Source organism: Paenibacillus sp. VTT E-133291, assembly GCF_002264395.1.
GTDB lineage: Bacteria > Bacillota > Bacilli > Paenibacillales > Paenibacillaceae > Paenibacillus_AQ > Paenibacillus_AQ nitricinens.
The window spans coordinates 19,134-33,790 of sequence record NZ_NFVA01000074.1; the positions used below are offsets into that span (position 1 = coordinate 19,134).

A 14,657-nucleotide genomic window follows, 5' to 3' on the forward strand; every position below is an offset into this window, starting at 1 on the left:
ATACGTTAACAATACCAAAAAAACACTTCCCTCTAAGTTCCGTTCAGATAAACACAAGGATTATCTGAACGGAATTTTGGGGAAGTGCTATTGAGTAGAGAATATAAATGTCCTCGGATTTGCCTCAATTTGTAAACTTAATGCTTCTTCTTCAAACCGTCCGCCAGTGCGTATCCGACCTTCCAGATATCGCCTGCGCCCATCGTAATCACCAGATCACCTGGAGCAATACGAGGGGTCAGATCAGCAAGCACATCTTCTTTAGTTGGCAGATGTCTCGCGCCCGCATTACTGTTCTTAACGATTAGCTCAACCAGCTTCGCAGAAGTAACACCTTCGATTTGTTTCTCTCCAGCCGGAGAGTAAATATCAGTGATGATGACTTCGTCGGCTTCGCTAAAGGCACGGCTGAAAGCATCTAACAGGAAGAAAGTACGTGTATAGCGCTGAGGCTGGAATACCGCAATAATCCGTTTCCCTGTTGCCTTGGCAGCACTGATCGTTGCCTGAATCTCTGTAGGGTGATGCGCATAGTCATCAATGACCAGAATGTCATTGACTTCTCCGAGCACTTGAAAACGGCGCTTCGCACCATGGAATTTCACAATCGCTTCAGCAATTTTTTCAAAAGAAACCCCTGATTTCAAACAGGCGATTACCGCTGCCATTGAATTATAAAGATTGTACTGTCCGGGAACTGAGAGTTCAATCCGTCCAAGCACTTCTCCATTATGATTCATCGTGTACGATACTTGACGATCGCCTAGAATAATATCAGTGGCAATATAATCTGCAGTGTTCGACTTGATGCCATAAGTAATTACCTTACCTGTTACTTCAGGTAAAAGAGAAATCACATTCTCGTCGTCAGCGCATACTATAGCAGTTCCATCTTCGCGTGTTTGGTTCATGAACTGTACGTATGCAGCCTTAAGACGGTTAAAGTCCCCGTCGTAATTTTCTAAGTGATCCGCTTCAACATTCGTAACGATCCCAAGCCAAGGGTGATAGTGCAGGAAAGAGCCATCGCTCTCATCTGCTTCCGCTACTACAAACTCACCTTGTCCCGCCTTTGCATTCGTACCCACGTTCATAATTTCTCCGCCGATAATATACGTTGGATCAACATCGCACTCTTCCATCACAAGTGCAATCATGGAGGAGGTAGTAGTTTTTCCGTGTGCACCAGCAACGGCTACCCCTTTACGTTCATTCAATAAACGGGCTAACATTTGCGAACGATGCAGAATGGGAATCTTAAGACGCTCAGCTTCCACCCATTCCACGTTATCACTAGACAAAGCCGTAGAGTATACGACTAGATCCGCGCCTTTTACTTGTTCTGCTGTATGCCCGATATAAATCTTGGCACCTTTAGCAATCAATTTTTCCGTTAATTCCTGGGCAGCCACATCGGAGCCCGTAACTGTATATCCCATTTCTAGCATTACCCGGGCAATCGCGCTCATTCCGTAGCCGCCGATCCCTATAAAATGCACACGTTCAGTAGTATCCAACAGTCGTCACCAGCCTTTTTCAGTATCGGGTTGCTGCAAAAGTGTACCGCGTACGTCAGAGATTAAATACAGCGTACCAGATACGACGGCAAGGTCATCCTCCGCTGTAATCGACTTCAGTAGCTGCAGCGCTTTTCCCCAATTATGTTCTACTATGATTGCCAAGTTTTCCTTGGCATATTTCTCCCGCAGACTTTCTGCGATAACTTGCAGATTCTCCGCGTCCATTTTGTTCTGGAAATCCGGTTCGGTCAGGATGAGCGTATCCACTATAGGCAGTATATGCTTAAAGTAGGATTCATGATGCTTATTTGACAGCATTCCCATAAGTAAATTTAATTTACCGTATTGGTAGAGCTGAGGCAGACTTTTTGCAAGACTCTCCGCACCTTCCGGATTATGAGCTCCATCCAGTACGATCCTTGGAGACTTGCTTACCTCTTCCAGTCTTCCAGCCCAAAATGCGTGGCGCAAACCTTCAAGCACATCTTCATCCTCAAGCATAAAGGCCATATACTGACGCAGAACCTCAAGTACCATCATGGCAGCTGCCGCATTACTAATCTGGTGCTCGCCTTTCATTACGATCCCAAGTTCAAGCGAACGAAAGGGACCCTTAAAATGAAAAGTCTGCACATCCTCACGGATTTCATTAGCCTTATAGCTAAAATCTTCTCCGGCAAGATAAAGCGTAGAGCGGCAAGCCGCTGCTTTCTCTTTCAGAACTGCCACGACTTCCGGCTGAGTTACGCAGCTTACAACAGGTACGCCCGTCTTGATAATTCCGGCTTTCTCCATGGCAATCTTCTCTAGCGTATCTCCCAAAATATCCATGTGATCATGACCAACATTAGTAATCACAGAAACAATCGGAGTCACGATGTTCGTTACATCCAGCCTTCCCCCAAGCCCGGTCTCCCATACGACAACATCAGGACAAGAGACGCCCGCAAAAAATAGAATGGCCACAGCTGTAGTTACCTCGAACATCGTAGGTGAGCCAAACTCCGTTTCCGAAATTTCTTGGACTAGTGGACGTAATTGGTTAACCAGCTCGACAAGCGTTTCTTCAGAGATGTCCGTATTATTATATTGGAACCTGTTCGTGAACTTTGTAATATACGGAGATGTAAAGGTGCCTACTGAATAGCCGCTTTGTATAAGTGCACTAGTCAAAAAAGCACAAGTTGAACCTTTGCCATTCGTACCCGCCACATGAATAAACTTCAGACGACGGTGCGGATTCCCAAGCTTGTCCATCAACATCTCGATTCTATCTAAACCTGGCCGTATCCCAAAAGGGATTAGGCTCTTGATCCAAGCAACCGCTTCGGTGTATGTCGCAAGAGGGGCGGTATTTCCGCCCCGATTTAGGTCATCCATGTCTCTTATCCTCTCAGCTCTACGATGCGGGCAAGTACTTTCTCACGCTTAGCAGAATAATCTGCCTGTTTCGCACGTTCCTCTTCGATAACTTTAGCAGGAGCTTTGGCCACGAAGCCTTGATTGCTCAGTTTTTTCTCTACGCGTTCTACTTCGCTGTTCAGCGCCTGTACTTCTTTTTCCAGACGAGCGATTTCTTGTTCAATATCAATGAGTCCCGACAATGGCAGAAGCAGCTCCGCTCCTGTTACTACAGCGGACATTACCTTATCCGGCGTTTCTGGATTCAGGCCAGCTTCGAAGGAAGACGTATTACAGAAGCGTCCAATATAGTTGTCGTTACGGGTGATAATACTCAGCGTCTCTTCATTACCCGCTTTGATGATCAATTCAACCTTTTTGCTCATCGGCACATTCACTTCAGCCCGGATATTACGAACGGCCCGGATTACATCCATCAGCAGGTTCATTTCCGCTACGGCTTGCGGATTCTCCAGAGCCGCATCATACTCCGGCCATGCAGCCAGCGTAATCGTCTCCCCTTCATGCGGAAGATGCTGCCATATTTCTTCCGAAATAAACGGCATAAACGGATGGATCAAGCGCATTGTGCGGTCTAGTACATAGGCAAGTACAGACTGTGTTTTCGCTTTGGCCGCGGCATCTGATCCGTAAAGTGACAACTTCGCGAACTCAATATACCAGTCACATAGATCGTCCCAAATGAAGTTGTACAGCTGGCGACCGGTCTCACCGAACTCGTACGAGTCAATTAGACGCGTAATCTCACGAGAAGTTTCGTTTAGACGGTGCAAAATCCAGCGATCAGCAGTACTTAGCTCACCCGAAATGTCAATATTCTCAAAGCTTACGCCTTCCAAATTCATCAGCGCGAAGCGTGATGCATTCCAGATCTTATTGGCGAAATTACGCGCCTGCTCAACCTTTTCCCAGCGGAAGCGCAGATCCTGTCCAGCGGTACTGCCGGTAGAAATCATGTAGCGCATTGCATCTGCGCCATACTTCTCGATGACTTCAAGGGGGTCTACACCGTTTCCGAGCGATTTGGACATTTTTTGACCTTCAGAATCCCGTACCAAACCATGCATCAATACATCTGAGAATGGTTTTTCTCCGGTGAATTCGAGGGCAGAGAAGATCATCCGTGCTACCCAGAAATAAATAATATCGTAGCCCGTTACGAGCACATCGTTCGGGTAGTAGCGTTTGAAATCCGCACTGTCCTCATCCGGCCATCCTAGTGTGGCAAAAGGCCACAGATTAGAGCTGAACCAGGTATCCAGTACATCTTCGTCCTGTTTCAAGTCGGTTAAGCCACTGATCCGGCGCGCTTCTTCCTCATCATTCGCTACAACCAATTCACCAGTAGACTCGGAATACCATGCTGGAATACGATGTCCCCACCACAGCTGACGGGAAATACACCAATCACGTACGTTCTCGATCCAGTTCAGGTAAGTTCTCTCGAAACGGTCCGGTACGAAGTTAACCCCGTTCCCATCCTTCTGTGCATTGATGGCAGCTTCAGCCAGCGGCTGCATCTTTACGAACCATTGTGTAGACAAGTACGGCTCAACAACCGCTCCAGAGCGCTCACTGTGTCCTACTTGATGCACATGATCTTCGATATTGATCAGGACGCCTTGCTCCTTCAGGTCAGCAGTAATGGCCTTACGACATACACTCCGGTCTTGACCTTGGTAAGGTCCTGCTTCTTCATTCATCGTACCGCTCTCATCCATTACGTTAATCTGCGGTAAGTTGTGACGTTGACCCATTTCGAAGTCATTCGGATCATGAGCGGGTGTAATCTTAACCGCACCACTACCAAACTCTTTGTCTACATAATCATCAGCGATAATCGGAATCTCACGGCCAATAATCGGCAGGATCAACGTTTTGCCGATTAGATCTTTGTAACGATCGTCTTCCGGATGAACAGCAACCGCTGTATCACCCAGCATCGTCTCCGGACGTGTAGTCGCCACTGTGATAAATCCGCTACCGTCTTTGAGCGGGTAACGCAGGTGATACAAGTGACCGTTAACTTCTTTATATTCAACCTCGATATCCGACAATGCTGTACGAGCCGCCGGGTCCCAGTTGATAATACGTTTGCCGCGGTAGATCAGGCCTTTATTATAGAGCTTAACGAATACCTCACGTACAGCCTTCGACAACCCTTCATCCAAGGTAAACCGTTCGCGGGAATAGTCAAGGGAAAGCCCCATCTTAGCCCACTGCTCATGAATGGTGTTCGCATATTTATCTTTCCACTCCCACACCTGCTCCAGGAACTTCTCGCGGCCGAGATCATGTCTAGAAATTCCCTGCTCACGCAGCTTTTGCTCTACCTTTGTCTGCGTTGCGATACCGGCATGGTCCGTACCTGGTAGCCACAACGTGTCGAAGCCCTGCATCCGTTTCGTACGAATCAGGATATCCTGAAGCGTAAAATCAAGCGCATGACCAATGTGCAGCATTCCCGTTACGTTTGGTGGCGGGATTACAATGCTGTATGCTTTTGCATCTGGACGCCCGCCTGCACGGAAATATCCACCCTCTGTCCAGTAGGAATACCACTTGGTTTCTGCCGATTTCGGATCATACGTGGTTGGCATTTCATTCTTAGAATCATTTGCAGCGGCAGCCTCTGCCGCTGTTAGATTGTTTGGGTCAGCCATTCTCTGATACCTCCACTTGGTTACTTGTAGTTGGTTTCTAAAAAACAAAAAGACCCCTCGTCTCAAAGGACGAAAGGCCATTCTTTCGCGGTACCACCTTTGTTTCGCGCCAATGAAAAATAAACCTGCACTTCTCTCACCTTACGGTTCAGAAGCTTAGCGCGACACTCGTACAGATAACGGCTGCTACCGGCCACATCCTAACTTATCTTTCATATCCATGAAGACAAGCTCAGAAGGGCGACTCCGGGGCGACTTCGGTGGCTGTATCCTACGGAATGTCACAGCACTTGCATTCCGCTCTCTGAAGGGCTGACCGCCTACTCTTCCCGTTCCCAGTCTTTACTTAGATATTGCTTACTCCATAATACATTTTGAGTCATCCCTAGTCAACCTGAATAGGCTTCTACAGCGGGACTTTGAGCGGAATTTCGACTTATAGCGGGCATATGTCGAATTTTCATTCGATTCCTCACACTGCATTGATTAGATACCCCGTATTCTAACGTTCTCCGGTCACACAAGAATAAACGCCTTCGACGTCCTTTTACGGACGGTAAGCGTTTATTCGAGAAATATAAGGATAATGTATAATGTGAAACTTATATATTCTTATATTTTGACAAAAATCCCGATCTACTAACAGACCGGGATTCATCTATTCATGTGAATATGCATTGTAATTCATTTATGGAATGTACAACACTTGCCCTTCTTCTACACTCTGCCCGGACAATCGATTATACATTCCCAGCTCCCGCGCACTTAGCTGATACTTCTCTGCGATTGTATCCAACGTTTCTTCACGCTGTACGATGCAAAGGCGAACCTTACGGAATAGGTTAGCGCCATCTGCTCCGGTAATGAATCTGCTCTTCCACTCCGTATTATTTCCGGCCTCTGGAATGATCGCTGCAGCCGATGCATTTCCTTCAGATAGGAGAGCCTCTTGTTCTTTACGAGAACGACTAGAGCTGAGTAATGAAGAGAAGGTGAGATGTTCTTTGGCTGGAGCCTCCGCTTCTTGCTTGCTTCCTAGCGCAATCTTAAGATCTTGTTTCTCCTCGGTATGTGGCACAGTCTCCTGAGAAACTAAGCCTTCGTTCGTATTCTCACTGATCGGCTGCGCATTCTCTTCTTGTGTGTGAAGCGCATGGTTTGCTACGTTTTCAGAAGCAAATACAGCGATATCTTTGTCTGCGTCGGTAATCGCTGCTGGAACAGCGGTTTCTCTTGAAGCAAAAGTATATTCCGCTTCTTGCTCCTGATCCGCTTGACTCGCCTGGCTAACATGATCCAGCGGAGTGGCCTCAGCTTCATTTTGTGACTCCGCTTTAAACCAGTAATCCGCTATTCCGGCTTTGGAATCCTCTGTTTCCAAATCCAGACTATGCGTCCTAGCTTTCGCGCCCTTGTCCTTCTCATGAGCGGATGAGAAATTCACTATAGGGGACGATTGACCAGTTCCACTTGAGACCAATGATTCTTCTGTTTCCTGTTCATTCGCTTCAGCGTGCTCATGTTCTTCTACAGCAACCTCCGATGCATCCTCACCAAAGGTCCACTGAGAATTTTCATAAAGTGCGTCATTGTCATGTTCTTGATGCTCCGCTGTTGCTTCTACCCTGTCATCACTGAGAGGGGAATAAGCCACTGTGTACTCTTCCTGCTGCCAGGCCGGCTGTGGTTGAGGTTCCGCACCACCGATTCCCCGCAGGGATAATACGCCTGTTATATTCACAGTACGCATCGTGAGCAGATCAATATCAAAATTCTCGATCTCCACCCCAATATCTTCAATCGAGCTGACGCGTGTAAGCGGAACAGTGATTTCAACGGGAATGGCGTGCTCCAGACGTTGTGTCCGGTCATCTTCACTCCGGTAGAGTCCGGTAAGCAACAGCTGACCATATAACTCGGCACGATCCTCCCGCTGAATCACCTGGATTTCCGGAAGTAGTTCAACCTCCTCCAGCTCAGCTATTCCCGGAAGCTCTTCCGATAGGTGAATGCGTTCATAAATATCAAACCGCAAGCCGTGGGACTGATCAAACACGGGATATGTCCTCCTTCTTGGCATAATCTAACCCTGAGACAGGCCCAGAGCATAAGCCCAAAATGTTACTCCCCACATGTATATGCTTCAAAAAGAAAGGCATGACAACTTTGGTAGCCCTAACCGGACAGGATGCTAATAATTTCCTGAATTCAGGGGCTATTTGAACCTATCTGACGACCAATAGATGCACTACTCCGCATGAACAAAGTATTATATGCTGCTTTTGCTATTAGGACATGGATAGATGCTTCTTTCTGAAAAAACAGAAAATTATATACTCTACGAAAAATAGATAAAAAAAACCGTGAAACCAGCATTTGCTGATTCCACGGTTCTCAGGTTTATAACGTTACCGTCAAGGCGCTTCAGACAGCAGCTCCCGCAGCTGCAGCATATCCTCCGGCCACGGATCGCTCACTTCGAGCATTTCACCGCTCCAAGGGTGGCGGAAAGACAGCAGCTCGCCATGAAGCGCATGTCGGCCACTAGCGCTGGAAGCCCAGACCGGGCCGCCGTATAGCGCATCCCCATACAAGGGATGACCCATATGGCTGAGATGGACGCGAATCTGATGCGTCCTTCCGGTCTCAAGCTGCACATGCACCAGGCTCCCGCCATGCAGTGCTTCGCGTCCGAGGATTCGAGTCACGGCGGATTGCCCGCCCGGTGAGACTCTTCTCCGCGCCGCATGATGACGATCGCGTCCAATCGGCGCGTCGATCACTTTAAGCGCAGATGGCACTATGCCTTCTACGATCGCGGCGTAGAGCCGCGAGATGCTTTTTTCACGCATATTCTCGTCTAGGACAAGCTGAGCGAATTCATTCTTGGCGTACATCACCGGGCCAGTTGTATCCTTGTCGAGGCGGTGAATATGCCTTACAGCTACACTATCACCGGAAGCAACATAATGCGCTGCTACAAGGTGATCCAGCGTTACACCTAAGCCACTGCCATCCGGATGAACCGCCATGCCTGCCGGCTTGTGGGCAACCAGGCAAAAATCATCCTCATACAGCACTTCAAGCGCTTCCCATACGGGTTCAATGCCCGCTTCACGATCCGGAAAAAGTGCCAGTCGAAGTCGATCTCCCTTCCACTGAATCCCCCCCTCGCGGCGCAGACGCAGATGAAGCTTCTCAGGCATGCCTACGGTTTCCAGCAGCCACTTATCAATGGCAGCTTCAGCATCCTCGGCTCCAGTAATGATTTTGCCGGGTGTTACTTCCAGCCACTCTCCACGTCTTGTCCAAGCTCCGCCACCGGTTCGTTCTCCGGCTCCAGTACTCAAAGGGCCTTCAGGGCATTATAATGGCCCTCAATGGTATCATCAATATCCTGCTCACTATGCGCAGCCGACACGAACATGCCTTCAAACTGTGAAGGTGGCACGCTGATGCCTTGGCTCAGCATATGACCAAAATAACGACGGAATAGATCCGTATTGCTAGTCTTGGCCGTCTCAAAATCCGTTACAGGCCCTTCCGTGAAGAATGGACAAACCATTGAGCCCACGCGGTTAATCGTCAGTCGAACACCGGTCTCGATGGAATTCTTCGTCAAGCCTGCTTCCAGACGCGCACCTAATTGCTCCAGACGAGCATATACTTCCGGTGTCAACAGCTTCAGCGTAGTGAGTCCTGCCGCCATTGCTAATGGATTACCACTAAGTGTGCCAGCCTGATAGATCGGTCCCGAAGGAGCGATTTGCTCCATGATCTCTCTTTTGCCGCCATAAGCGCCTACTGGAAGTCCTCCACCGATGACTTTACCGAAGCAGGTAATATCCGGAGTAATGTTAAACAAGCCTTGCGCACAGCCACGATTGACACGGAAGCCTGTCATTACCTCATCAAAAATAAGCAAAGATCCGTGGTCTGAAGTTAATTTGCGAAGTCCTTCTAGAAATCCCGGAAGTGGTGGTACAACACCCATATTGCCGGCAATCGGCTCTACGATCACTGCGGCAATCTCACTGCCGAAACGTTCGAAAGCAATCTGAGTGGATTCCAAGTCATTGTATGGAACAGTAATCGTATTGACTGCCACACCTTCGGGAACACCTGGGCTATCCGGCAAACCTAATGTGGCTACCCCGGAACCCGCCTTAATAAGCAGACTATCTGCGTGACCGTGATACGAGCCTTCGAACTTCAAGATTTTGCTGCGTCCCGTGTAACCACGTGCCAAACGAATCGCACTCATCGTCGCTTCCGTTCCGGAGTTAACCATACGTACGATATCTACTGAGGCTACACGTTCAACAACCGTTTTTGCCATTTCAGTTTCAAGTAAAGTTGGTGCACCAAAGCTTGTCCCTTTTACCGCCGTCTCCTGCAAGGCCTTTACAACCTCAGGATGCGCATGACCCATAATCAGCGGTCCCCATGAGCATACATAGTCGATAAAGCTGTTGCCGTCGATATCATAAATACGCGATCCGATTCCATGATCCACATAAACCGGAGTCAATCCTACGGATTTGAACGCCCGCACAGGACTGTTCACCCCACCGGGAATATATTGTTTTGCTTCATCAAAAGCCTTGCGGGACGCTTCTTCTTTACGCGCCATTGGCTCATTACTCATCTATCTTCACTCCTGTTCTGTTCTAGGTCACATAAGTATAGATTAACCACACAGCCAGCGCGCAGCATCTTTTGCGAAATAAGTAATAATAATATCTGCTCCGGCGCGTTTCATGCCCGTCAGCATTTCCAGCACAACGGCTTGCTCGTCAATCCAGCCTTGCAGTGCTGCTGCTTTTACCATGGAATATTCGCCACTCACATTGTAAGCCACGAGAGGTAAATCGAACTGGTCACGGATCGTACGAATCACGTCCAAGTAAGCCAGAGCCGGCTTCACCATCAACATATCTGCGCCTTCCAGCACATCGGATTCTGCTTCACGGAGCGCTTCGCGCAGATTGGCAGGGTCCATTTGATACGTTTTGCGATTCCCGAACTGTGGTGCTGAATCCGCAGCTTCGCGGAAAGGGCCATAAAATGCCGAAGCATATTTGACCGAATACGACATAATCGGCACATGCTCAAAGCCATTCTCATCCAGTCCCGCACGAATCGCGTGTACGAATCCATCCATCATATTCGAAGGGGCGATAATATCTGCTCCAGCTTTAGCTTGGGATACCGCCGTACGAGTCAGCAGGTCCAGTGAAGCATCGTTAATGACATCACCATGCACGACGCCGTTCACCGTATGCGTGTGCACCATTCCGCAATGTCCGTGATCCGTAAATTCACAAAGGCAGGTATCTGCAACGACCAATAGCTCAGGGTACCATTGCTTAATCAAGCGCGTAGCCTCTTGCACAATTCCATCCTCTGCAAAACCGGAAGAACCGATAGCATCCTTCGTTTCAGGAATCCCGAATAACAACACAGCCGGAATGCCTAGGGCGGCAATCTCGTCCACTTCTGCTTTTAAAGTATCCAGCGAAAAATGATACACGCCCGGCATCGAGCTAATCTCATTCTTCACACCTGTTCCATAAGTCACAAATATCGGCTGCACAAAATCCAGCACATTCAGTACCGTCTCCCGCACCATACCACGAATTCCTGCTGAACCGCGTAAACGGCGGTGACGTGTAATTGGAAAGCTCATTGGTTCATCCTCCTGAAAAATAAAATATATAACTAAACCCTCGATCGTTGACTAACTGCGGCATAGTTGTAGTTTGTGCAGTTATTTTGAAGTTTTATCGTAACTGTAAGTTTTAGTTGCACTCTCTACAGTTATTTATTACAAAAGAGCGAAAACCCTTGTTTTAGCGCATATTTAATTGCACATATTACAACTAAAATGGATTTTCGCTAATATTCAGGGAATTTAAGTGTATAAAGTGCAACTAAACCTCAATCTGACCTCATGCTAACAGACCTCATAACCAGTCTCGTAACCAGATTAAAAAGCTATATTTCCACTAGGTTGCATATTAATCCAAGTACCCAATATCTAACATATCAGTTAGAGCTACGTGAACTTTATACGTACATAGACTTACTCACCCATACACACCAGTTAGTTTACAACTCAGCCGTCCATCATACTCTGAGTTTCAACAGTAACTACGTTCGGAGGCCAAGCTCATGCTACTTAAGTTACTTACAATAGCAGTGTGAGACTTCCTAGATAGATACAACTTCAGACGATGTTATAAAGCCGATGTTCGATTGGCGTCCATTCAAGCTTTTTGAAGTTGAGTCTCCGCATTCCAGCGGCAGAGCTCCTGAACCAGACTATTAATCGTTGCTTCTTCAGGTAGCAGACCCGGAGTAAGTCCCGCTTCCACGGCAGTCTGCTCGGTTAATGGCCCGATGCAGGCTATCTTAACATTAGCTAGCAGTGGAAGTGGATCTTCGAGCCCCATTCTTTTCAGAATGTGGATGAAATTACGCACCGTCGAAGAACTGGTAAAAGTCACCGCGTGAACGCGCCCCTCCTCCAGCAGCTTCAACAGCTCGTCGTCATCCTCACCCGTCATAACCGTCTCATAGGTATCGACGTCAGTGACTTGAAGGCCAAGCTCTCTCAGCTTGTCCGGCAGCCAGTCGCGCCCCAGATCGCCGCGCGGCAACAGCACGTTCTGCCCCGGCAGCAGCCGGGGACCGAACGTCTCAATCAGACCTTCCGCCTGAAACTTCGCCGGAAGCGCCTCAGCAATCACCCCGCGCTGCGCCAGCGCGGCTGCTGTGCCTGGCCCCACCGCTGCAATCCTTGCGCGGTGAAGCCCCCGAATGTCCGCCCCCTGCTCCGCCAAGTGGCGCCAAAAAAACTCCACGCCGTTCGGGCTAGTGAAGAATACCCAGTCGTACGATTCCAGCGCGCCAAACGCCGCTGCAATCTTCTCCTTCTTCTCTGCGCCATCCGGCATGATCGTCTCGATCACCGGGAACTCGTAGGGTTCCCCGCCGAGTTCCTCAATCCTATCCACCAGCTCGCTTGCTTGGCTGCGAGCCCTTGTCACCACGATGCGTTTGCCGAATAACGGCATTGCCTCGGCCCACTTGAGCTGCTCACGCTGCAGCACCACGTCGCCGACGACGATGACGGCCGGCGGCTGAAAATCCGCCGCCTTCACCTTCGCTTCAATATCGGCGAGGGTTCCCGTCAACGTCTCCTGATCTGCGCGGGTACCCCAGCGCACCAGTGCCACCGGTGTTTCTGGCGGACGCCCATGCTTGATCAGCTGAGCGCTGATATATCCTATTTTAGCTACGCCCATCAGGAACACTAACGTCCCTGTGGCATTCGTTACTTTATCCCAATGAATGGAATGGTCCAGTTTATCCGGACTCTCATGTCCGGTGATAATCGACAGGGAAGAAGCATGATCGCGGTGCGTGACAGGTATACCCGCATAAGCAGGTACGCTGATCGCCGACGTGATGCCCGGTACGATTTCGTAATAGATCCCATTTTTGCGCAGCAGCTCCGCTTCTTCACCTACGCGGCCAAAAATCGTAGGGTCCCCACCCTTCAGCCGCACCACTGTTTTCCCCTGTAAAGCCAGATCAACTAACAATTGATTAATCTCTTCTTGCTTCATCGTGTGGCGATCCGGCAGCTTGCCAACATAAATCTTCTCGCCGCCGGGCTTCATGCTTTTCAGCAATCTAGGACTTGCCAGCCGATCATACACCAGCACGTCGCTTTTTCGAATACACTCGAGGCCTTTTACAGTAATCAGCTTTGCGTCCCCGGGACCTGCACCTACCAAATAAACCTTCCCCGTCAATCCCCTCATCCCCTAACGTCTGACAGTATCTTCTCCGCTCCTCTTGCGATCAGCTTCTTAGCGACTTCTTCGCCGAGCTGTACCGGGTCTATCCCAGTGCAAGTTTCTTTCAAAATCGTTGAACCGTCAGGTGTTCCCACCATTCCGGTTAAGGAGATTATTTGGCGCTCCGCGGTAGTAGCTTCCGCGGCTGCATCAAGCACCGCATGAGCACCAATCGGCACTTGGCAGCCGCCATTCAGCACGCCAAGGAACGTGCGCTCCGCCGCCACCGTCAACGCTGTATCGGCATCGTTGTATAGCGCCAGCAGCTTCCGCAGGTCTGCGTCATCTGCGCGGCACTCGATGCCGAGTGCGCCCTGCCCTACAGCGGGCAGGCAAACTTCCGGCGGCAGGTAGGCGCTCACGCGATCCTGCCAGCCCATGCGCGACAGCCCCGCTGCAGCAAGCAGGATCGCGTCGTATTCCCCGCTATCCAGCTTGCCCAGCCGCGAGTCAATGTTGCCGCGCACGGGCTCAATGACCAGATCAGGCCGCAGCGCAGCTAGCTGGCTGGAACGGCGTAGGCTGCTTGTGCCTACGCGTGCGCCTGGAGGCAGCTCGTCCAGCGAGACGCCTCCGTTAGAGATCAGTGCATCGCGCGGATCAACGCGCTTCGGCACAGCGCCGTTGATCAGCCCCTCCGGCAGCTCGGAGGGCATGTCCTTCATGCTGTGCACCGCCATGTCGATTTCTTTTTCCAGCATGGCCTGTTCTATTTCCTTCACGAACAACCCTTTACCGCCTACCTTGGACAAGGTGACATCTAGGATACGGTCCCCTTTGGTAACAATCTTTTTCACCTCAAAAGTGAATCCAAAACCATGCTCCTCGCTCAATCGCTCCAGATCGGCAATCACATGCCCCGTTTGCGTCAACGCAAGCGCGCTCTGTCTACTCCCCACAATAATCTTACGCATTGTCCATTCCTCCTGATTACGTCTGCCTCTTACTCTTCACCGTAGACCGTATATAGTAATCCAAACTAACCAAAAGCTACTTCGCACTATTAAATGGCATATCTTCCATTTATTTGGCTCCTTCGGCGGTTATTACTCAATTTCGAGGCATTAATGCCTCTTTTTTCGCTGATATGACCGTTTTGGGCAATTCCGAGGCATTTTTGCCTCTTTTTTCGCTGATATGAGCGTTTTTGGGCGATTCCGAGGCATTTTTGCCTCTCTTTTCGC

General features: G+C 49.4%; 9 protein-coding genes and 1 other annotated feature. All 9 genes read right to left on the bottom strand.

What is annotated here, in order from left to right:
- Nucleotides 1-137 precede the first annotated feature (137 nt).
- Nucleotides 138-1,517 (bottom strand): UDP-N-acetylmuramate--L-alanine ligase, encoded by a 1,380-nt coding sequence (gene murC, locus CA598_RS23805; protein ID WP_094873226.1) that lies wholly within the window; start codon nucleotides 1,515-1,517, stop codon nucleotides 138-140.
- A gap of 6 nt (nucleotides 1,518-1,523) precedes the next feature.
- Nucleotides 1,524-2,900 (bottom strand): bifunctional folylpolyglutamate synthase/dihydrofolate synthase, encoded by a 1,377-nt coding sequence (locus CA598_RS23810; protein WP_094878119.1) that lies wholly within the window; start codon nucleotides 2,898-2,900, stop codon nucleotides 1,524-1,526.
- Between the two features lie 5 nt (nucleotides 2,901-2,905).
- Nucleotides 2,906-5,605 (bottom strand): valine--tRNA ligase, encoded by a 2,700-nt coding sequence (locus CA598_RS23815; RefSeq protein ID WP_094873229.1) that lies wholly within the window; start codon nucleotides 5,603-5,605, stop codon nucleotides 2,906-2,908.
- A gap of 62 nt (nucleotides 5,606-5,667) precedes the next feature.
- Nucleotides 5,668-5,951 (bottom strand) — a binding site (T-box leader).
- 342 nt (nucleotides 5,952-6,293) lie between these two features.
- A complete protein-coding gene (locus tag CA598_RS23820) occupies nucleotides 6,294-7,661 on the bottom strand; it encodes a LysM peptidoglycan-binding domain-containing protein (protein ID WP_179281713.1) in 1,368 nt (455 codons plus the stop codon).
- Nucleotides 7,662-8,019: 358 nt separating this feature from the next.
- Nucleotides 8,020-8,955: an RluA family pseudouridine synthase gene (locus CA598_RS23825; RefSeq protein ID WP_094878120.1), complete on the bottom strand. Its 936-nt coding sequence runs from the start codon at nucleotides 8,953-8,955 to the stop codon at nucleotides 8,020-8,022.
- A complete protein-coding gene (hemL, locus tag CA598_RS23830; RefSeq protein ID WP_094878121.1) occupies nucleotides 8,952-10,253 on the bottom strand; it encodes a glutamate-1-semialdehyde 2,1-aminomutase in 1,302 nt (433 codons plus the stop codon). Before hemL ends, CA598_RS23825 begins: the two co-directional genes overlap by 4 nt.
- Nucleotides 10,254-10,295: 42 nt before the next feature.
- Nucleotides 10,296-11,294 carry a porphobilinogen synthase gene (hemB, locus tag CA598_RS23835; protein WP_094878122.1) on the bottom strand — a complete coding sequence of 333 codons (999 nt, stop codon included), beginning with the start codon at nucleotides 11,292-11,294 and terminating at the stop codon, nucleotides 10,296-10,298.
- Between the two features lie 580 nt (nucleotides 11,295-11,874).
- A complete protein-coding gene (gene cobA, locus CA598_RS23840; RefSeq protein ID WP_094878123.1) occupies nucleotides 11,875-13,428 on the bottom strand; it encodes a uroporphyrinogen-III C-methyltransferase in 1,554 nt (517 codons plus the stop codon).
- 5 nt (nucleotides 13,429-13,433) lie between these two features.
- Entirely contained in the window at nucleotides 13,434-14,387 is a 954-nt protein-coding gene (hemC, locus tag CA598_RS23845) for a hydroxymethylbilane synthase (RefSeq protein WP_094878124.1), read from the bottom strand.
- Between the last annotated feature and the right edge of the window lie 270 nt (nucleotides 14,388-14,657).

Coding starts and splice junctions, on each gene's coding strand:
- CA598_RS23810 (WP_094878119.1), bottom strand. CDS start 2,900: ATGGATGACCTAAATCGGGGCGGAAATACCGCCCCTCTTGCGACATAC.
- CA598_RS23815 (WP_094873229.1), bottom strand. CDS start 5,605: ATGGCTGACCCAAACAATCTAACAGCGGCAGAGGCTGCCGCTGCAAAT.
- hemL (WP_094878121.1), bottom strand. CDS start 10,253: ATGAGTAATGAGCCAATGGCGCGTAAAGAAGAAGCGTCCCGCAAGGCT.
- hemB (WP_094878122.1), bottom strand. CDS start 11,294: ATGAGCTTTCCAATTACACGTCACCGCCGTTTACGCGGTTCAGCAGGA.
- hemC (WP_094878124.1), bottom strand. CDS start 14,387: ATGCGTAAGATTATTGTGGGGAGTAGACAGAGCGCGCTTGCGTTGACG.